A 20,193-nucleotide genomic window follows, 5' to 3' on the forward strand; every position below is an offset into this window, starting at 1 on the left:
CGCGTCGCTACACGCTTTCGACAGGCTTCTCTGGGGTCGCCGCCTGCAGCTCAGACGTACAGTGACCACAGCGAACGGCCTTGATCGGCACCACCATCAAACAGTAAGGGCAGGGCTTTTCAGTCGGGTCTGCCGGTGCCACCGCCTCTTCGCGCTTTAAGCGGTTGATGGTACGCACCAGCAAAAAGACCACGAACGCGACGATGGAGAAGCTCACCACCGCGTTGATAAACAGCCCCACGTTCAGCGTCACCGCCCCCGCCGCTTGAGCTTCCGCCAAGGTGGCATAGGGCGCTCCAGCCACGCCTTCCCGCAATACAACAAACAGATTCGAAAAATCGATCCCACCCACCAACAGGCCAATCAGCGGATTCATCACGTCTTTGACGAGGCTTTGCACGATCAGCGTAAACGCTCCGCCAATGATGATACCCACCGCCATATCAATGACGTTGCCCTTAACAGCAAACTCGCGGAATTCCCGAAAAAATTTAGCCATACGCCGTTTAACCTCACCAAGCCAATGAAACGCCAAGGGCTAAGTTGCCCTGAGAGAAGAATGGGCCAAGGCGACAAACGCGGCAAGAGGTGAACAGGGCGCGACGCAGATCACTGCTTGAAGGCCGCCATCACTGCGTCCAATGCAGCCTTGTATCCCTGAACCCCCAGGCCCGCTATTACGCCATCGGCGCGTAGCGAAACATAGGAGTGGTGGCGAAACGACTCGCGCTTGTGCACGTTAGAGAGGTGGACTTCGATGACTTGGCCATCAAAGGCGTTCAACGCATCGAGAATCGCTACCGAGGTATGGGTATAAGCCGCCGGATTGATGATGATGGCCTGCGTGCCATCCACCCTCGCTGCGTGGATGGCGTCGATGAGTGTGCCTTCATGGTTACTTTGCAGGCAGGTGATCTCCCAGCCTGCCATCACCGCTTTTTCACGCAGCAGGTTATTCACATCGTCCAGCGTGTCATAGCCATAAATCTCCGGCTGACGCGTGCCTAATAAATTGAGATTAGGCCCATGTAACACCAATACTTTGCCCTGCTGCATAACGCTCTCCCGCAGTAATGTGGTTAACCATGTCTTGTGTTAATCAGCACGTTCTAACACCTTCCCCAAAGTACGGCCAGCGCCTTATCCAGTGACGCCTGCTGGCGGCTTGCATACAGCGCGATCTCATCAATCACGGAGGCCCCTAGGTCACGCTCGAACTGGGCTTGGTTAGCTTGGCTGGCGTATTCGTCGCGCTGCTCGCCGCCCAGGTTCGATTGGAAGATGCCCGCCGCGCTAACCGGCAGGAAGTCCTCATAAATCATGGGCTGGCAAGTCAGCGCGCCTTGCTCGATGAGTGCTTCAAGGGTATCCGCGTTAATCTGCGCGGGTAGTGATGCAGTGGTACCCGGCACGGCGTGATAGTGGAAGAACGCCAGCCCTTCACGACGCAGCGTGGCGTGGTCGTCTGGGAATGCTTGGAACACCGCGGCCAACTGCGCCTGATGAGCGCTGTTATCTTTGGCGGAAGGCAATTGCTGCGACTGGGCCAACAGGCGGTCGTATAGCGCACGCCCTTTCTGGGTGAGGGCAACGCCGCGCTGCTCGATTTCACCGAAGCGGGCGGTGTGATGCCCCGCCACGCTGTCGGCAAAGGTAATGGTCTCTTCCAGCGCTTTGAAACTGGTTTGGCGCAGTAGAATCGGGCAGCGGCGACGGGGCGGGCCTTCGATCACCGCCTTGGGGTCGATGCCAACGTTCGGCATCTGCTGCTGTACTGCATCAATATCCAAAGTGCGCGGGGTTAAATGGTTGATATGCGGGCCACGAAAGCTCACCACGTCGGCAATAAGCCGATGCTCTTGGTGTAAGCGGTCATAGGTGGCGCGGTCAACGGTGGCATCGTGGTGCCAGCGGAACGTATCCAGCGCGGCCTGAACAAACGCCCTGGCATCGGCCGCGTTTAGGCCACCTTGCGCTTCACAGCGGGCGATCAGCGCCTGGGCCGCGGGCGTGACGATCTCACGGCGAGAGAGAATGTCCCGCGCCTGCTCACGCAGCTGTGGGTTCTCGATGAGCTCAAGACGTAACAAGGAAGTAAATACGCGGAAGGGATTGCGCTTCAAGGCGTCATCATCCACCGGGCGAAACGCCGTGGAGTGAACCGGTACACCGGCGGCGGCCAAGTCGTAATACCCCACGGGGTGCATGCCCATCACTGCAAACATACGCCGTAGCAGTGATAGCTCTTCAGGCAAACCAACGCGGATCGCTCCATGCCGCTCAACGCTAAGGCGCGCTAGCTCGTCCGATGCTTCGAGTGTGTGGGCTAAGGTGGCATTTTGGGCCAATACATCACGATTCACGCTCTCCACCAGCGAGAGCAGCGTGCCGTATTGCGGCACTTCCTGTTGATACATCGCCGACATCGCTTTGGAAAACTGATCGCGAATATCGTCGGCGCTTACATAAGCAGCATCCATGGGGCGTCCTGTTGGTCATCTTGTGGGGGTTATGACGATTACCATAGTAGCGCTGCAGCGACGGGGAAAATTGCATAAATTTGGCCGTTATCTTCATTAACACGCCTTGAGCCCCCGCCACAGCCCATGGTGTTACGGTTACACTAAGCCTTTCTGTTTCGACAATTCTACGCTTCGACAAAGGCCACCGTTTAGATGACTGCCTCACGCTCGCCGCTACCGCTCTATCTGGGCTTGCCCATGTGGGCCAACCAGGATTGGCAGGGCAGCCTCTACCCGCGCCAAGCCAAAACCGACTTGCTCAGTGATTACGCCGCGGTGTTTTCCAGCGTGGAGGGCAATACGACGTTTTACAGCGGCGCCCCCAAGCCCGATACCATCGCTGCCTGGGCGCGCCAAGCACCCGCCCATTTTCGCTTTTGCTTTAAACTGCCCGCCAGCGTGACGCACGACCAGCGGCTCGGCAGTTTAGCCTCTGCTTGGGAGTTCATAGAGGCACTGACGCCGCTCCATGACCGGCTTGGCCCGACCATGGTCCAACTGCCGCGTGATTTCGGCCCCTCAGAGCTGCCTAAACTCGAAGCCTTGCTCGCCCACTGGCCAACGCAGCTACCCTGCGCTGTCGAGGTGCGCCATCCTGTTTTTTTCCACAAGGGTGAGGAGGAGAAAGCCCTCAACCGATTGTTGATAACTTATGGGGCCAACCGCGTAATGCTGGATGTGCGGCCTGTGTTCTCGACCCCTGCCAACGGCCATCCGGGTCTTGCTCACGCTCAGCAGGAAAAACCGAAACTCCCGTTACACGTACTCTCCACGGCAGAGCAACCGATTATTCGCTTCATCGGCCATATTGACAAAACCATCAATACTCGCTATTTCGCGCCGTGGATAGAGCGCCTAAAGCTGTGGATAAGTCAGGGGAAAACCCCTTTCTTATTTGTGCATACAGCAGATAACCGCGAGTCGCCCGAGATGGCGCGCGCGCTCTACGGCCTTCTTCAACAGCAGATGGCACTGCCTGCGCTTGAAGCCTTCGCCAACGAGAAGCAGAGCCAGCTATTTTAGGCCGTCTTTTTAGGCGGGCTGACTGGCAAGCCCTAGCATGATCGGATAAATTGCGCGTTCTTTCGGAAAAGTACGCTGGCAATTTCTCTATTTCCGAAAATCGGCGCAGCACGCCGATAACGACTCATTACAATTGAACGTAACACAGGTGATTTATGGCAAAACTTGCACATGCACAGTGGTCATCGCGTATGACCTTTGTGCTGGCCGCAGCGGGTTCAGCGGTTGGCTTAGGGAATATTTGGAAGTTCCCTTATATGGTGGGCGAAAGCGGCGGGGCTGCTTTCGTATTTGTTTATCTGCTTTGTATTGGGCTCATTGGCTTGCCCATTCTTGTCTCTGAGTGGCTTATCGGGCGGCGCGGTCAGAAGAACCCCGCAAGCACGATGTCCGAGCTGGCACGCCAAGCCAATAAATCCAGTATGTGGGCCGTGGTAGGCATCAGCGGCATCATTGGGGCGTTTTTAATTCTGTCGTTCTATAGCGTGATTGGCGGCTGGTCGCTCTACTACACCCTGAACTCCGTCACTGGCACCTTCAGCGGTCAAGATGCTGACGGCATCGGCGCGCTGTTTAATGGCATGCTCAGCAATCCTGGGTTGCTGTTGCTAGGCCACTCGGCCTTTATGCTCTTGGTGATTGGCATTGTGGCTCAGGGTGTCACGAAGGGTCTTGAAGGCGCTGTGCGCATCTTGATGCCGGTGCTGGCGCTTCTGCTGGTCGTGCTGATCGGTTATGGCATGTCGACCGGCCATTTCGGCCAGGCGCTGGTATACATGTTCAACCCGGATTGGAGCAAGCTAAGCGCAGAGACGGTACTGGCCGCGTTAGGGCACGCTTTCTTCACGCTTTCGCTGGGTATGGGCATTATGATGGCGTATGGCTCTTACTTGGGCAAAGAGATCAACCTGATTCAAACCGCTCGTACCGTCATCATTATGGATACAGTGATCGCTCTCGGCGCAGGTCTTGCGATCTTCCCCATCGTGTTTGCGAACAACCTGGACCTCGCCTCGGGACCTGGGCTGATTTTCGTCACGCTGCCATTGGCATTTGGCAACATGGACGGTGGCTCTCTGCTGGGTTTGATGTTCTTCCTGCTACTCACCTTCGCAGCGCTGACCTCGGCCATTTCGCTGCTTGAGCCCGTGGTTGAGTTTATTGAAGAGCGCACGCCGCTGTCTCGCGTGATGGCGACCATTGTTGCCGGGGCGGGTGCTTGGGCGCTGGGTATTGCCGCTCTGCTCTCCTTCAACGTGTGGAGCGAGCCGCTCATGTTCGGTATGGGCGTGTTCGACCTGCTGGATACGCTGACCAGCAAAATCATGCTGCCGCTCACCGGCCTGGGTGCGATTCTCTTCGCTGCGTGGTGCTTAGAGCGCAAGAGTGTCGAGGCTGAGCTTGGGCTATCAGCCACGGGCATCAGCGTATGGAACATCATCGCGCGCTATGTAGCGCCCGCAGGCGTCATCGCTGTCTTCGTCACAGGCTTACTCTAAGCCGTCACGGCCCCGCTAGCTGGCGGGGCTGTCTATCGCACGCTGTTGTTAGTGCAATTCGCTCTCTTGCGGTTCGTCATCGTCCGGCAAGGGAGCGATATCCCGCGACAATTTCTGAAACTCCCGATGCAGCTCAATCCCTCTGCGTGCCCTTAGGCTACGCTGGGCGGCGCTGCGCCGACGTTGGGCATGCTCATCGACCTCCATACTCATGAATATGTCGAGCAATTCGCTTTTTACCGAGGTCATTCGTTCGACGTTTCTCATGATCGACGCTCCTCCAGGTGAAGTTGCCTACGTCCACCTGCATCCGTGACGACTGATTTTTAAATGATGCAGTGCGGCACGTCACTTCTTACTATAACCTACTTGACAAAATGATGACGAATCTTGAAGAAAGGGGTTAACGCCCTTTAAACGGCAGTGATCATCAGTGAATCCCGCTGCCCTCTTCGCGTCACTCAGGCATACTGTAGCCACCTAGGCTGCATAAGCACGATCGAGAATTGAAGGAGCTGAACGTGAGCCGCGCCCTGTTCGATGAAATGAGACGCCGCATGGAGCATTTCCGTCGCTCCGAACAAAAGGTAGCGCGGTTCGTGCTGCGTAACCCCGATGAAGTGATCCATATGCGGATCGTGGACCTGGCCACCGAGGCGAAGGTGAGCGAGCCCACCGTGGTGCGCTTCTGCCGTGCCCTTGGCTGCAACGGTTTCCAGGACTTCAAGCTCCAGCTCGCCCAGATGCTGGCCAGCGGCAGCCAGTTTGCTCAGTTCTCGATGAACGATAGCGACTCAGTGGCGGAGTTCTCTCATAGCATTTTTGACTCCACCGTCGGTACGCTGCTGTCGGTGCGCGACCGGCTCGATAATGATGCGCTGGGACGGGCCGTGAACGCGCTGGCCATGGCCAACCGGGTGGAGTTTTACGGCTTTGGAGCCTCTGGTGCCGTGGCCTTCGATGCCCAGCACAAGTTCTTCCGCCTGCAGATCTCGACCTCCGCCTACGCCGACCCCCACATGCAGAACATGTCGGCGGTGACGCTGCAAGAGGGCGATGTGGTGGTGGCGATTTCACAAACCGGGCGAACCAAGGCGCTGGTGGCCAGCGTGCGTTTGGCCCGCGAAGCGGGGGCGACGGTGATTGGCCTGTGCCCCAGCGAGTCGCCGCTGGCCCATGAAGTGAGCCTACCGCTGTTTATCGATGTGCATGAAGATACCGAGATTTACACGCCGCTCAGCTCACGCATCGCGCACCTGGTGCTGATCGACGTACTGGCCGTCGGTGTCGCGAAAACCCGTGGCCCCAAACTCGCCGAGCAGCTCAAAGCGGTGAAAAAGAGCCTGACCACGCTGCGTTACCCAGACGACCACTAACGGCGGACCAGCGCGACGTACGCTGTATACCCAGCCAGTGGGCGGGCTGTGCTAAACTAACCGCCCATTTTCCGAACCGGCAGCGGCTTATATGGACGACGTCACGGCGATACTTGATCAGCTCAACCCCGCTCAGCGGGAGGCAGTGAGCGCCCCCCAGGGCAATCTACTGGTACTGGCGGGGGCTGGCTCCGGTAAAACCCGCGTGCTGGTTCACCGCATTGCCTGGCTGATGCAGGCCGAGGGGCTCTCTCCTTACGCGCTGCTGGCGGTCACGTTTACCAACAAAGCGGCACGGGAAATGCGCACGCGCCTTGAAGCGCTGCTGGGTATTTCCATGCGCCACGTGTGGGTCGGCACCTTCCACTCCATTGCCCACCGGCTGCTGCGCACCCACTGGCAAGATGCCCGCCTGCCGCAACACTTCCAAATCATTGACTCCGACGACCAGCTCCGGCTGATCAAACGGCTGCTCAAAGATTACTCGATTGACGATGAGCGCTTCCCGCCCCGCCAGGTACAGGGGTTTATATCTGGCTGCAAAGAGGAAGGGCTGCGCCCTCATCAGGTGAACGTGAATGGCGATGCGTACCTCGCCCAAATGGTCGAGCTGTACGAGCGCTATCAGTTCACCTGTGAGCGCGGCGGGCTGGTGGATTTTGGCGAGCTACTCCTGCGCAGCCTGGAACTTCTGCGCGATAACCCGCCGCTGCTGAACCACTACCGCGAGCGTTTTGGGCATGTGCTGGTAGACGAGTTCCAAGACACCAACACCCTGCAGTACGCGTGGCTGAAACTGCTCACCGGCCAACAAACGCCGATGACGGCGGTCGGCGATGATGACCAGTCGATTTACGGCTGGCGGGGCGCCAAAGTGGAAAACATCCGCCGCTTTGAAGAGGAGTTTCCCCATACCCAGACGGTGCGCCTGGAGCAGAACTACCGCTCGACCAGCGCCATTCTGGATGCCGCCAACGCGTTGATTAGCCACAACACCGAGCGGCTGGGCAAAAACCTCTGGACCGACGGTATCGAGGGCGAACCGATCTCGGTATACGCCGGGTTTAACGACCTGGAAGAAGCCCGCTATATCGTCGACACCATCAAAGAGAAAGTCGATGAAGGCTTTAACCGCCGTGATGTGGCCATTCTTTACCGCTCTAACGCCCAGTCACGGCTGCTGGAAGAGACGCTGATTCGCCAAGGCATGCCCTACCGCATTTACGGAGGCCACCGCTTTTATGAGCGGCTGGAGATCAAAAACGCCCTGGCCTACCTTCGCCTGCTGCTCAACCGGGACGACGACGCCTCCCTTGAACGCGTCATCAACGTGCCCACCCGAGGCATCGGCACTCGCACGGTGGAAATTGTTCGCCACCGCGCACGGGAGCAGGGAGTTTCGCTTTGGCAGGCGCTCCACGACGCGATTCAGGATGGCACCTTAAGAGGCCGGGCGGGCAACGCCGTGCAGGCCTTCGCCAACCTAATCGAGCAGCTCGATAACGACGCCGCCGGGCTGCCGCTGCATGAGATCATCGACCATGTCACCGCGCACACCGGGTTGATCGAGCACCACAAAAGCGAGCGTGGCGAGAAGGGCCAGGCGCGGGTCGAAAACTTGGAAGAGCTGGTCACCGCCGCCCGCGCCTTCATCCATGGCGACGCCTTTGAAACCCCAGAAGCGGGCGAAGGTATGGCGGCACTGGAAGCATTTTTATCAGAAGCCGCTCTGAATGCGGGCGACCACGAAGCCGAAGAGTTCGAAGACAGTGTGCAGCTGATGACGCTGCACTCGGCGAAAGGGCTAGAGTTCCCCGTGGTGTTCATCGCCGGTGTGGAGGAAGGGCTGTTCCCGCATAAGATGTCGGTGGAGGAGCCGGGGCGACTCGAAGAGGAGCGCAGGCTTTGCTACGTGGGTGTTACCCGCGCCATGCAGAAGCTCTACCTCACCCACGCGGAAACCCGCCGCCTGCATGGTAAAGAGGTGTTTCCGCGTCCGTCGCGCTTCTTGCGTGAACTGCCACCCCACCTGCTGGAGGAGGTCCGCCTGCGGGGCCATGTGTCTCGCCCGGTGACCGCCTCGCGGCAAAGCTTCGCCCAAACCAGTATCGAGAGCGACGGCGAGCTCCCCGCGCTGCATGTCGGCCAGCGCGTCGAGCATCCGGTGTTTGGCGAAGGCATCATCCTCAATGCCGAAGGCGAAGGCGCCCGGGCGCGGGTACAAGTCAGCTTCGATGGCGAGGGCGTGAAGTGGCTCGTACTGGGGTTTGCCAAACTAACGCCGCGTTGAACCGACCGCCCCGATCAACCCAAAAAAAGGGCAAGGCAAGACAGAGACTTGCCCTATAAAAGCGGCTTAGCGCATACTGGCGGGCGGACACTGCGCTCACTGCGCTTATAAAAAAACAGCCTATAATTTCGGAGTCATGCCCGCCATGCAACGCCGCCAATTTTTGAAAACCGCCGGCCTGGGTGCCGCCGGTGTCGCTGCTGCCCCTTTCGTTTCTACCGCCAGCGCTAACGAAACCTACACCTGGGACATGGTCACCTCCTGGCCGAAGAATTTCCCCGCCCTCGGGACCGGCGCCAACGACTTTGCGCGTCGTGTGGAGCAACTCTCCAACGGCCGTATGCGCATTCGTGTACACGGTGCGGGTGAGCTGGTACCGGCACTGGAAGTCTTTGATGCCGTCGCCGCTGGCACGGCTGAAATGGGTCACTCCGCGTCTTACTACTGGCGCGGCAAAGTGGCTGCGTCCCAGTTCTTTACCGCCGTGCCGTTTGGCATGACCACCACCGAAATGAACGCGTGGCTGTACCACGGCGGTGGCCAGGAGCTGTGGGACGAGATCTACGCCAACCACAATCTTAAGCCATTTGCCGTAGGCAACACCGGCACCCAGATGGCGGGCTGGTTCAAAAAAGAGATCAACTCCCTCGAAGACATGCAGGGCTTGAAGCTGCGCCTGCCGGGTCTCGCTGGTGAAGCCATGAACGGCATCGGTGTGAGCACCGTGAACATGGCCGGTTCTGAGATCTTCACCTCGCTGCAAACCGGTGCGCTTGACGCGGCGGACTGGGTGGGCCCCTACAACGACCTGGCCTTTGGCCTGCACCAAGTGGCGGACTACTACTATACGTCCGTGTGGAACGAGCCCTCTGCCGTCCTCGAAGGCACCATCAACCTGGATGCGTGGAACGCGCTGCCGGAAGATCTGCAGGACGTGATCCGTGAAGCGGCACGCGCCTCTAACCTCGCAATGATCAGCGAGTTTGCCTACCGCAACGCCCAGGCCCTGGAAACACTGGTGGAAGAGCACGGCGTGCAGCTACGCACGTTCCCGGAAGACGTTATGGCCGCGCTGTACGAATCCTCCAAGCAGGCGATTCAGCGTCAGGTAGAGAGCGATGAAGAGTCTCGCCGCGTTTACGAATCCTACTCGGCCTTCCAGAAAGTGGTGCGCCCGTTTAGCGACGCGGGTGAGTACGCTTACCTGAAGAGCCGCGACAACGTCGGCGCCTAACCTACCGGCCAACGTCAAAGGGCGCCTCGGCGCCCTTTTTGCTGCTGTGAATGGCTAAGGCGAGGGCGTGCTAGCCATGCACGGCGCGGATACGGCCATTGTCATCCAGCGCCACCATGACAAAACGCGCTTCGGTGACTTTCTGGCGCTCCTCGATGTGGCGGCCATGGGGTGGGCGTACCCACACCTCGACATCGATTTTGATCGAGCTGTGGCCAATCTCCTGCACTTGGGTATAAACGCTCACCATGGACCCTACTCGCACCGGACTCAAAAAGTCCATGGCTTCGATGGCGACCGTCGCGGTGCGGCCACCCGCTTCACGCCCGGCTGCCAGCTCCGCCGCTTGATCCATATGATTGACCAACCAGCCGCCAGGAATATCGCCGTAGAGATTGGTATCTTGCCGAGAAGCCAGTAACTTTAAAGTGAGCTGCCCTTTAGGGGCCGGTACGTCGTCCAAGTCGGTGTCCAGCGGTGTCATAAGGTGGTCGCTTTGTAAGGTTATTGTTGTGGTGAAGGTCGGTCGGTGGCACGGAGGAGCGTAGCGTTGCTGCATCGCAACAGGTTGGGGATAGTTAATCATAAGAGGGGTAACGTTTGAAGGGCAATCGTTTGACGCGCCATTGTGGGCGGATTCAGCGGTGTTATCGCCTCTTGGTGGCGATCGCCTGGCTGCTTTGCTGCACGGTTGCCGTGGGGCAGCCAACGTCGGTCAGTGGCACCTTGGGCGCCGTTGGCTCCGATACCATGGCCGGACTGATGCTCCGCTGGGGGGAAGCGCTTGATCACCGCTATCCCGACATTAACCTGCAGTTTCAAGCGGGCGGCTCCGCCAGCGCGCCCACCGCGTTGGTCGCGGGGACGACACGCTTTGGCCCTATGTCGCGCCCTATGTCCGACACCGAACGCCAGCAATTCATCGAGCGATATGGATACCCGCCCCGAGAGTTGAAGGTGGCCCGAGATGCGCTGCTGCTAGTGGTGCATCGCCATAATCCGCTGGCATCGCTCACCCGCGAGCAGGCCGACGCGATTTTCTCCACCTCGTTAGATTGCGGTGGGCTGCGCCCCATCCGGCGCTGGGAACAACTGCTGCCCAGCGACCAGTGGCCCTACGGCAAGATTGCGCTGCATGGTCGCAACCTGGCCTCCGGCACGCACGGGCTGTTTCAAGACCGCGCCCTGTGCAATGGCCAATTTCGCCGCGATATCAGCGAACACCCCGGCTCTTCGGCGGTGATTGCCGCCGTGGGCGAGTCACCCAACGCCATGGGCTATGCCGGCTATAACCACCTGAACCCCATGGTCCGCGCGCTACCGTTGATCGACGACACGGGCCACGCCATCCGTCCAAGCGTCGCGACGATTCAGGACGATACCTATCCGCTATCGAGAGATCTCTACCTATACGTTAACCTCCCGCCCGGCGACACGCTGCCCCCGGCCGAGCAGGCGTTCATTGAACTGATCTTCTCTGAGGAGGGTCAGCAAATCGTTCAAGCGGCGGGATTCGTGCCGTTGCCCCAAGCTCAGCGCCAGCCGCCGCTACTGGCTCCCTGAGCTGTCACTTAACTGTCATAAACATACCGTAGGGTGGGACGCTTCGGCCATGTACGTACTTTTTGCCACGGCACTCGTTTCTTTATGATGTCGACATGACTCCCCCACGGCTACCTCTTTCGCGTCAGCCGCTGCGCCTCATTCACGACCGTATCGCTACCGGATTGATTACCGCCGGTGGCATCGGCGTTCTGTTGGCCATTCTTGCCATTGGCGTGTTCCTCGTGTGGGAAACGCTGCCACTGCTGACGTTTGGCGACGCCTTATCGCTCAATACCTTATCGCCCCTGGCCTGGGGCACACTCAAAGCGGCACTTGCCGCCATGCTGTTCGCCACGCCCATCGCGCTAGGTGCCGCCATGTACTCGGCGCTGTTCATGTCGGCTCGGCTGCGTGGCCGTATCAAACCCATGCTGGAGCTAATGGAAGCCATTCCCGGCGTGGTAGTAGGTTTCATTGCCGGACTACTGTTAGCCCCCTGGGTGGAACAACACTTGGCCAGTACCCTACTGGTGCTGGTGTGGCTGCCGCTAAGCGCGGGCTTGGCCGGTATGCTCTGGTATGTTGCCAGCGCCAAGGTGCGCCAGTGGCTGCCGCTCTCTTGGGCGGGCGTGTGGCTAATGCCGTGGCTCGCCATCATGATCACACTCGCACTATGGCTAGCCCCGCTCTTGGAGCACGCATGGTTTGGCGGCGACCTGCGCCGCATGTTCGACCAGCAGTACGGCCTGGACTACGCCACCCGCAACGCGCTGATCGTGGGGATCGCCATGGGGTTTGCGGTGATTCCCAGCATCTACTCGCTGGCAGAGGATGCCCTCGCCGATGTGCCCGCCAACTTGATGGAAGGTGCCCAAGCGCTCGGCGCGAGCCGCTGGCAGGCGCTCTGGAAGGTAGCCCTTCCTACGGCCGGGCCTGGGGTCTTCTCGGCGGTCATGATTGGTGCCGGGCGCGCCGTGGGCGAAACCATGATCGTTTTGATGGCCAGCGGTAATACGGCGCTCTTTAGGGCTAGCCCCTTTGAGGGGCTTCGCTCCCTATCGGCGTCGATTGCCATCGAGCTGCCGGAAGCTTCCCCCGGTGGTATGACCTACCACCTGCTGATTTTTGCTGCTCTAGCGCTGTTTTTGTTCACCTTTTTAGTCAACACGCTCGCCGAGGTGGTTCGCCAGCGGCTGCGTCAGCGCTATCAACGACTAGGGGGTAACCGCTAATGCGTTGGCTCCCACGCCCGCCCCGTCTCAAGGCCATGGGCAGCCTGCTATGGCCATGGCTATGCGCAGCCAGCGTTGCATTATCGCTGTTGATGTTGGCAACCCTGCTGACGCTGCTGGCCGCCCGTGGCCTTGGCCACTTTTGGCCCGCCATGCTGGAAGAAGTCACTCTACGCTCCGGTGAGACGGTGATCGGCCAGGCGGTGCGGGAGGCCCCACTGCCCAATGCGGCGGGCACAGAGCGGCTCTACTTTACCGGCAACCGCGATATCGACGGTAATAGCTGGCGCTGGGTGGCCTTGGACGACATCGCCACCGTCGCCGTACCCAACGACCTCATCCGCCTAGAACGGGCCCCCTGGGGCGACTTCATTGGCCGCCTGGAAACCGTCGAGAGCGATGGCCAGCGTTTCGAGGGAGATGCCGCCTGGGCATTTGTCGCCCAGGCCATGGCGCTTCCCGAGAGCCAGCGCCCCGTCGCCCAGCTACGGCTCACCGCTGCCGATGGCCATCGCGTGACCCAACCGTTGGCGGGCGTCATGCGCTTCCAAGCGCCCAACGCCATGTCCTGGCATCAAAAAGTCGCCGCCTGGAGCGGACGTATCTGGCAATTCCTCAGCGAGGGTCCGCGTGCGGCCAATACCGGCGGCGGCGTCTGGCCGGCCATCTTCGGCACGGTCATGATGGTGATTCTGATGTCGGTGATCGTGACACCGTTCGGCGTGCTGGCCGCCATTTATCTCAACGAGATCGCGCATCAAAACCGCCTGACCCGCTTGGTCCGTATCGGCGTACGCAACCTTGCTGGCGTGCCGTCGATCGTATATGGGGTATTTGGCTTGGGGGTCTTCGTTTACGGTATCGGGGGCTCCATCGATAGCTGGTTTTTCGAGGATGCGCTGCCGTCGCCCACGTTTGGCACGGGCGGCCTGCTCTGGGCATCGTTGACCCTGGCGCTGCTGACGCTGCCCGTCGTCATCGTCGCCACCGAAGAGGGACTGGCGCGCATTCCTGACGCGCAGCGAGAGGGCGCGGTGGCGCTAGGCGCGACCCGCTTAGAAATGCTGACCCGCGTGGTACTGCCCATGGCGACTCCAGCGATGCTCACCGGGGTCATCTTGGCCGTGGCCCGGGCCGCCGGAGAAGTGGCGCCGCTGATGCTGGTCGGCGTGGCGAAACTGGCCCCACAAATGCCCGTCGATGACGAATTTCCCTATTTGCACCTAGAGCGCAAATTCATGCACCTCGGCTATCATTTATTTGATACCGCGTTTCACGGCGAAGACGTTCAAGCCGCCATCCCACTGGTGTTTGCCACCGCCCTGCTGCTCGTGCTGATCGTGCTAGTGCTTAACTTAACTGCCATATTTCTGCGTCATTATCTAAGGCGTCAACGAGGGAACGAATGCTAGCGTTATCGTCCGCCCACCCGACTCAAACACCGGTGACTCGCTTTACTGCCGAAACCTGCTGTTTGAGCATCAACCAGTTTCACCTCGCGTATGCGGGGAAAACGGCGTTGCGCGACCTAACGCTCGATGTGCCTCGCCATCGGGTCACCGCCTTCATCGGCCCGTCGGGCTGTGGCAAGTCGACCCTGCTGCGTGCCATCAATCGGCTGCACGATCTCAACGAGTCGGTGACGCATCAAGGCCAGATTCAGCTGGAGGGCCAGGACATTCACGCCCCACAGATGAACGTCACCGAACTGCGCCGCCGCGTGGGCATGGTGTTTCAAACGCCCAATCCGTTCCCGATGTCCATTTATGAAAACGTCGCCTTCGGGCTGCGTTTACAAGGGCGCATGCCCAAGCGCAAACGGGATGACATTATCGAGTGGGCGCTAACGTCTGCCGCCTTGTGGGATGAGGTGAAAGACCGCCTGCACCGCTCGGCGTGGCAGTTATCCGGCGGACAGCAGCAGCGTTTGGTGATTGCCCGAACGCTCGCCGTCCAACCCGACGTGCTGCTGCTGGACGAGCCCGCCTCGGCGCTGGATCCGATCTCGACGCTGAAAATCGAAGAGTTGATTCGTAACCTGAAATCCCAGCTCACGCTGGTACTGGTTACCCACAATATGCAGCAAGCCGCAAGGGTATCCGACTACACGGCTTTTTTGCAGCAAGGTGAACTCGTTGAATACGGGCCAACGGATCAAGTGTTCACCAACCCGCGTTTACAACGCACCGAAAACTACATTACCGGCCGCATGACCTAGGCCCAACCGACGTTACGTCAGGAGTGCTCAATGGATATTACGAGCGATACCCACAGCCAGCATATCTCTCGCCAGTTCAACCAGGAGCTGGAAGAGCTGAAAACCCACCTGATGGCCATGGGCGGTCTGGTGGAAAAACAGGTGCAAGACGCCGTTCACGCTCTGCTGGAAGGCGACAGCCGCTTGGCCGAAAAAGTGCGTGACAACGACCGCCAGGTCAACGACCTGCAGCTTCAAATCGATGACGAGTGTACCCGCGTCCTGGCACGTCGCCAGCCGGCCGCCTCTGACCTGCGCTTGGTACTTGCCGTCATTCGCGCCACCTCGGATCTCGAGCGGATCGGTGACGAAGCCAGCAAAATCGCCCGTAACGCGCTGCTGCTGAGTGAAAGCAGCAGCGGTATTCGCGGTTTGGTGGAAGTGCGCCATATCAGCGAACACGTGCGGAAGATGCTGCGCGATGCGCTGACGGCCTTTGCCCGCTTCGACACCGAGCTGGCCATGCAGGTCGTGCGGGAAGATGAGTCCGTGGACGACGAGTATGGCAGCGCCATGCGCTCTCTAATGACGTTCATGATGGAAGACTCGCGCTCGATCAGCTCGGTGCTCAGCATCATGTGGGTACTGCGGGCACTGGAGCGCGTCGGCGACCACGCCAACAACTTGGCGGAGTACGTGGTCTACCTGGTGAAAGGCTTGGATATTCGCCACAGCGATCCCGACACCCTAGATCAGAAGGTACTGAAAAAGTCTTGACCTAGCAGGCCATTCCTCCTGCAATACGCCCAGATGATTCATCTGGGCGTTTTTTTTAAAGGAGTAAGCATGGTGGATGCCATCACGGCGTTGAGCCAAGGCACGCGCTTGGTGTACCAAAAAGGGCTGCGGCGCTATATTTTCCTACCGATCCTGGTCAACCTCATCGTCTACGCCAGTATGCTCAGCGTCGTCTTTCAGCGCTTTTCAGGCTGGTTGGATAGCGCCATGACCATGGTACCCGGTTGGTTGGAGTGGCTCTCCTGGCTGATCTGGCCGCTCTTCTTCGTTAGTCTGCTGGTGGTGATCTTTTTCACCTTCACCCTCGTGACTCACCTGATTGCCGCACCGTTTTACGGCTTTCTTGCCGCAAAAGTCGAGCGACAAGCCACCGGGCGAGAACCGCTGGATGATCGCGGACTGGCTAAAACGGCCGTCGACGCGCTGGGTCGCGAACTGGTCAAGCTCGGCTATATTCTGCCGCGCATGGCGGCACTGTTCATTCTCAGCTGGATACCCGGCCTCAATCTGTTGGCACCGATCTTGTGGGCCCTGTTTTCTGCCTGGGTGATGGCCATCACTTACCTTGATTATCCGATGGATAACAACAAGGTCACGTTTCGCGATATGCGCAGCCGTCTCTCACGACGCTGGTGGCCCAGCCTCACCTACGGTGGGCTGATCATGCTGATCACCTGGATTCCCCTGGCCAATCTGTTCTTGATTCCCGGCGCCGTCGCAGGGGCGGTGCTCATGTGGGATGGTCATTACCGCGGCACGCACGATGTGGCTACCCCTTAACGACGCGACAGGCAGAGGCATCGCCACAAAAAACCCCGCCTAGGCGGGGTTTTTGTGGATATAGCGCTGGGCTTACCAACGGATACCGTCACCTTCGTCGCGGTTCAGCTCATTGGCGTCATAGCCCGTTTTGCTGGTCGCTGTGTCGGTTGAATCGTTGGCGCTGCTAGACGTGGAGTAATCCAGCGTGTCGCCTTCGTCATGGGTCAGGTCGCTAGTGGAGTACTGGGCAGGGCCCGACGTATTGTGCGAGCTTGGCTCGATGATGTCGTGACCTGCAGAGCGGTCTTTATTCAATTCAATGGACGTGTGGGCAAAGGCCATTGGGCTTGCAACCAAACCAAACGCAACGCCTAGAACAGCCGTCTTTTTCGCTAACTCGTTGAATAACATTGATACGTACTCCTTTAACATGGAACCAATCGGCGTAGGCGAGAACCAATGAGCGTCTACGACTAATGGCTAACTTTACACCTAGCTATTGCATGCAGGATGCCACTTTTCCAAAAAAAATAAAAAAACCAATAAAAACAAATATTTATTAAATTTAAATAGCGCGCAATATAATGTTGCAGCGTCAAAAATACCTCAAAAATATTGTGCAACAATGACACATGCGCTTTCTAAGTGACGCAAAATGACTCACTTTCCCAGAACGCCTCCACAGTCCTTTCATGCTGACGTGCCTCGTAGAGCACTTCGCGTATGTCGTAGGCACAAAAAATTAGACCCCGCAGGGCGGGGTCTTGATCACTCTTACTTGTGAACGATACCGACGTCTGGCTTCCTGTCCTTTTGCGGGATTCCAACCTTGGAGTTCACCCTAACCAGCGTATTGATCGTTGTATGATTCATTCCTTGAATCTTCGAGCATCCTTGCTGTGAGACATCCTTGCCTCTTAAATGCTCAACCTTAAGCGTAAGAGTTTTTTACAGCTTTGCAAATAAATGTTACGAGTTACATGCCGCTATTTTCTTCCGGCAGCTCCTCGGTGCTGTCATACGTCGCATCCGAGTCGTCGCTCATGGAATTCGGCTCCATGTCGCTGGCATGATCGCCCTCGTCATGGGTTAAATCCTGGTTGTCATGATCAGATGACATGGCCGAGCCGCTGGATTGAGATTCAACCGGTTGCTCATCTGGAGAGATGTTATCGGCCGGGTCGGCAGGCTCTTGGGCAAAAGCCAGTGGGCTCGCTACCAAACCGAACGTTACACCTAAAATACCAGCTTTCTTGAGTAGTTCCTTGGACATCATATTCCGCCTCCTCGATCGCTGTGAAATACCGCTTTAAAAGGAAGAGTGACTTCGTGTCTTACCAGTTCCTGCGGTAATCTTCCTTACTCATAACGTTGCAGCCGATATGCCAACAATCCGCGCATCAAAAAAAAGACATTAAAATACAAATGCTTATGAAAAATAGCACCGTGCCAAAAGTAGGCTTAGCATGGAATCGAAAGCGAATACGGTGGCTACATATGGCACATGCGCGGTGTTTGACCATGCTTACATGCCAATATGACACACTTATACATAGATTATGCAAACCAGAGAGAGGGCAGTAACGCGTAGGTGAGGAGAGAGGCGCAGGTGGCCCGATCGACACGTTAGTCGTGGACTACCCGCGTAGCCGGGAACACGCAGCGGAACAGCGCCCCCTCACCGGGCAACGACTCCACTTGGAGCTGCGCGTCGTGGCGTAGTAGAACGTGTTTCACAATGGCAAGGCCCAGCCCAGTGCCGCCGGTGGCCGTACTGCGCCCCTTATCGACACGGTAGAAGCGCTCGGTGAGGCGAGGAATATGGACAGGATCGATCCCTTCACCGTCGTCGTCCACTTCGATGCAGGCACTGCCATTGGGCAGAGCCGCCCAGCGGAGGGTGATCTGGCTTCCCGCTGGCGTATAGCGCACCGCGTTGAACGCCAAGTTGGAGATCGCACTGCGCAGCTCCTGCTCGCTGCCGACTAGGCGCGCTTCGCAATCGAGCACGACCTGCACGCTGTGTTTCTGGTGAGACAGCGCCAGCGCATCGCGACGAATACTCTCTAGCATCGGCCCTACGGCAAGCGGCTGGTGATCTTCTCCCCCTCGGTCGATTTCGAGCCGAGAGAGTAGTAGCAGGTCGTTGACCAAGTTCTGCATGCGCTTGGTCTGCTCTTCCATCTGACCGATGCCTTTGCCCAAACGAGGCGGCAATAGCTCTTTCAAATCGCCGTACGTTTCCAGGTAGCCCGAAAGGACGGTCAGTGGTGTGCGCAGCTCGTGAGACACGTTGGCCACGAAGTCGCGGCGCATCTGTTCCAGGCGATGCAGGCGCGTAATGTCCCGGGCCATGACCAAGCGCTCGTCATCACCATAGAGCGTGATTTGATACTGTAAAATGCGTCGCTCGTCGATGGGCGAGGTGAGGGTCAGTGGCTCGCTATATTCACGGGCATTGAAGTAGCTGATAAAACGCGGGTCGCGCAGCAAGTTGGTAATGTGCTGGCCGCGGTCATGGGCCGTTTGCAGGCCGAGCATGTCGGTGGCGGCACTGTTCCACCACTCTAAATCTCCGTGGCGATCCAGCATCACGACGCTATCACGCATCGCCTCAGAGGACTCTTGAATACGCGCGAGGGTGGCTCGCAGGCGGCTTTGCGTTATGCGCTGGCTTTTTTGGTAACGATAAAGGCGATCGAAGAGTTCGCCCCACATGCCAGTGGCCGCAGGTGGCTCATCGTGGGGGTTCAGCGTAAGCCATTTGAACAGGGCTCTAAGCTGACGGAGTTGATAGACCAAACAGAGCGTCAGACCTGCCGCCAGCCCGAACCCCGGGTAGCCCAGCAGCCATCCCAGGCACATCCCTAGGAAAGCCAGCCAGATGATTCGCCACAGTTCACGGCTCCACAGGCGCACGATTACACCCGAGCAGAGAAACGATACCCAGTGCCCCGCACTGTTTGAATCAGATTCTGGTGCGCTTCACCCAGCGCTTTGCGCAACCGGCGAATATGCACGTCCACCGTGCGCTCTTCGACGTATACGTTGCCGCCCCACACCTGATCGAGTAACTGGCTACGGGTATAGGCACGCTCTTGGTGGGTCATGAAAAACTGCAGTAAGCGATACTCGGTAGGGCCCATCTCCAGGGCCTTGCCGTACGCGCTCACACGATGGCTCACCGGATCTAACAGCAGGCCATTGATTTCGATGGGGTCTTCCACACCACGCGGGGTCGCTCGGCGCAGCACGGCTTTCAGACGCGCCACCAATTCACGGGGCGAAAACGGCTTGGTGATGTAGTCATCCGCGCCCGCTTCCAGACCCTGAATCTTATTATCCTCTTCGCCCTTGGCGGTCAGCATGATGATCGGCAACTCGGCCGTGGCCTCTTCACGCTTGAGACGACGGGCCAACTCGATGCCGCTGGTGCCCGGCATCATCCAGTCCAGCAGCAGCAGGTCAGGCTGGTGATCGACCACCATCGCGTGAGCATCCTGGGCGTTGTCCGCTTCAAGCACGCGATAGTCAGCCATTTCCAGCGCCACAGCGATCATCTCGCGAATGGGCGCCTCATCATCGACGATCAGTACGGTCTTGGCGGTCATTCCAGGGCCTCACGGTGTTCTAAGAAAGCTCATCTATGCGAAAACAGTTCAATGACATGTCTGTGACGATAACACCATGACTTAATGACAATTCTATGACACCC

20 protein-coding genes are annotated in these 20,193 nt (G+C 58.4%); 11 read left to right on the forward strand and 9 right to left on the reverse strand.

Going from position 1 to position 20,193, the window contains the following annotated elements:
• Positions 1-7: 7 nt before the first annotated feature.
• From mscL to AB6K10_RS02790, 3 genes are all read right to left on the reverse strand, one after another.
• The gene (mscL, locus tag AB6K10_RS02780) at positions 8-499 is read right to left on the reverse strand and encodes a large conductance mechanosensitive channel protein MscL (RefSeq protein ID WP_339117954.1); all 492 of its coding nucleotides are present in this window, start codon (positions 497-499) and stop codon (positions 8-10) included.
• Between the two features lie 110 nt (positions 500-609).
• Positions 610-1,056: a type II 3-dehydroquinate dehydratase gene (aroQ, locus tag AB6K10_RS02785; protein WP_339117955.1), complete on the reverse strand. Its 447-nt coding sequence runs from the start codon at positions 1,054-1,056 to the stop codon at positions 610-612.
• 53 nt (positions 1,057-1,109) lie between these two features.
• Positions 1,110-2,480, reverse strand: coding sequence for a VOC family protein (locus AB6K10_RS02790; RefSeq protein ID WP_339117956.1), 1,371 nt, complete (start codon positions 2,478-2,480; stop codon positions 1,110-1,112).
• A gap of 195 nt (positions 2,481-2,675) precedes the next feature.
• Between AB6K10_RS02790 and AB6K10_RS02795 the strand changes: the two genes are divergently transcribed.
• Complete coding sequence (locus AB6K10_RS02795) at positions 2,676-3,545, forward strand: DUF72 domain-containing protein (RefSeq protein WP_159343586.1); 870 nt, start codon at positions 2,676-2,678, stop codon at positions 3,543-3,545.
• Between the two features lie 155 nt (positions 3,546-3,700).
• A complete protein-coding gene (locus AB6K10_RS02800) occupies positions 3,701-5,044 on the forward strand; it encodes a sodium-dependent transporter (protein WP_339117957.1) in 1,344 nt (447 codons plus the stop codon).
• A gap of 48 nt (positions 5,045-5,092) precedes the next feature.
• Here AB6K10_RS02800 and AB6K10_RS02805 read toward each other — a convergent pair whose 3' ends face one another.
• Positions 5,093-5,311 carry a PA3496 family putative envelope integrity protein gene (locus AB6K10_RS02805; protein WP_062374507.1) on the reverse strand — a complete coding sequence of 73 codons (219 nt, stop codon included), beginning with the start codon at positions 5,309-5,311 and terminating at the stop codon, positions 5,093-5,095.
• Positions 5,312-5,565: 254 nt separating this feature from the next.
• Here AB6K10_RS02805 and hexR point away from each other — a divergent pair, with 254 nt between their 5' ends.
• The 3 genes from hexR to AB6K10_RS02820 all read left to right on the forward strand — a co-directional run bounded on the left by hexR (position 5,566) and on the right by AB6K10_RS02820 (position 9,944).
• Positions 5,566-6,420: a transcriptional regulator HexR gene (hexR, locus tag AB6K10_RS02810; RefSeq protein WP_253018661.1), complete on the forward strand. Its 855-nt coding sequence runs from the start codon at positions 5,566-5,568 to the stop codon at positions 6,418-6,420.
• A 91-nt stretch (positions 6,421-6,511) separates the two neighbouring features.
• Positions 6,512-8,710 carry a DNA helicase II gene (uvrD, locus tag AB6K10_RS02815; protein ID WP_339117958.1) on the forward strand — a complete coding sequence of 733 codons (2,199 nt, stop codon included), beginning with the start codon at positions 6,512-6,514 and terminating at the stop codon, positions 8,708-8,710.
• A gap of 145 nt (positions 8,711-8,855) precedes the next feature.
• Positions 8,856-9,944, forward strand: coding sequence for a TRAP transporter substrate-binding protein (locus tag AB6K10_RS02820; RefSeq protein WP_159343589.1), 1,089 nt, complete (start codon positions 8,856-8,858; stop codon positions 9,942-9,944).
• A 70-nt stretch (positions 9,945-10,014) separates the two neighbouring features.
• Here the strand turns inward: AB6K10_RS02820 and AB6K10_RS02825 are convergent, their stop codons facing one another.
• Positions 10,015-10,428 (reverse strand): acyl-CoA thioesterase, encoded by a 414-nt coding sequence (locus tag AB6K10_RS02825; RefSeq protein WP_159343590.1) that lies wholly within the window; start codon positions 10,426-10,428, stop codon positions 10,015-10,017.
• Between the two features lie 116 nt (positions 10,429-10,544).
• On the opposite strand from AB6K10_RS02825, the gene AB6K10_RS02830 reads away from it, so the two are divergent.
• The 6 genes from AB6K10_RS02830 (at position 10,545) to cysZ (ending at position 16,496) form a co-directional block, all read left to right on the forward strand.
• On the forward strand, positions 10,545-11,507 hold the full coding sequence (locus tag AB6K10_RS02830; protein ID WP_339117959.1) for a PstS family phosphate ABC transporter substrate-binding protein: 963 nt from the start codon (positions 10,545-10,547) through the stop codon (positions 11,505-11,507).
• Positions 11,508-11,602: 95 nt separating this feature from the next.
• The gene (locus tag AB6K10_RS02835) at positions 11,603-12,721 is read left to right on the forward strand and encodes an ABC transporter permease subunit (RefSeq protein WP_339117960.1); all 1,119 of its coding nucleotides are present in this window, start codon (positions 11,603-11,605) and stop codon (positions 12,719-12,721) included.
• The gene (pstA, locus tag AB6K10_RS02840; protein WP_339117961.1) at positions 12,721-14,133 is read left to right on the forward strand and encodes a phosphate ABC transporter permease PstA; all 1,413 of its coding nucleotides are present in this window, start codon (positions 12,721-12,723) and stop codon (positions 14,131-14,133) included. Before AB6K10_RS02835 ends, pstA begins: the two co-directional genes overlap by 1 nt.
• A complete protein-coding gene (gene pstB / locus AB6K10_RS02845; RefSeq protein ID WP_159343593.1) occupies positions 14,127-14,939 on the forward strand; it encodes a phosphate ABC transporter ATP-binding protein PstB in 813 nt (270 codons plus the stop codon). The genes pstA and pstB overlap by 7 nt, the downstream gene beginning before the upstream one ends.
• 30 nt (positions 14,940-14,969) lie before the next feature.
• Positions 14,970-15,695 carry a phosphate signaling complex protein PhoU gene (gene phoU / locus AB6K10_RS02850; RefSeq protein ID WP_159343594.1) on the forward strand — a complete coding sequence of 242 codons (726 nt, stop codon included), beginning with the start codon at positions 14,970-14,972 and terminating at the stop codon, positions 15,693-15,695.
• Between the two features lie 69 nt (positions 15,696-15,764).
• Entirely contained in the window at positions 15,765-16,496 is a 732-nt protein-coding gene (gene cysZ / locus AB6K10_RS02855) for a sulfate transporter CysZ (protein ID WP_285264059.1), read from the forward strand.
• 72 nt (positions 16,497-16,568) lie between these two features.
• Here cysZ and AB6K10_RS02860 read toward each other — a convergent pair whose 3' ends face one another.
• The 4 genes from AB6K10_RS02860 to phoB all read right to left on the reverse strand — a co-directional run bounded on the left by AB6K10_RS02860 (position 16,569) and on the right by phoB (position 20,089).
• Positions 16,569-16,889 (reverse strand): hypothetical protein, encoded by a 321-nt coding sequence (locus tag AB6K10_RS02860; protein ID WP_159343596.1) that lies wholly within the window; start codon positions 16,887-16,889, stop codon positions 16,569-16,571.
• Between the two features lie 565 nt (positions 16,890-17,454).
• Positions 17,455-17,751, reverse strand: coding sequence for a hypothetical protein (locus AB6K10_RS02865; RefSeq protein ID WP_253018792.1), 297 nt, complete (start codon positions 17,749-17,751; stop codon positions 17,455-17,457).
• Between the two features lie 353 nt (positions 17,752-18,104).
• A complete protein-coding gene (gene phoR / locus AB6K10_RS02870; protein WP_339117962.1) occupies positions 18,105-19,397 on the reverse strand; it encodes a phosphate regulon sensor histidine kinase PhoR in 1,293 nt (430 codons plus the stop codon).
• Positions 19,398-19,399: 2 nt separating this feature from the next.
• A complete protein-coding gene (gene phoB, locus AB6K10_RS02875; RefSeq protein ID WP_159343598.1) occupies positions 19,400-20,089 on the reverse strand; it encodes a phosphate regulon transcriptional regulator PhoB in 690 nt (229 codons plus the stop codon).
• Positions 20,090-20,193 lie beyond the last annotated feature (104 nt).

The organism is Halomonas sp. BMC6 (genome assembly GCF_964204995.1).
Lineage (GTDB): Bacteria > Pseudomonadota > Gammaproteobacteria > Pseudomonadales > Halomonadaceae > Vreelandella.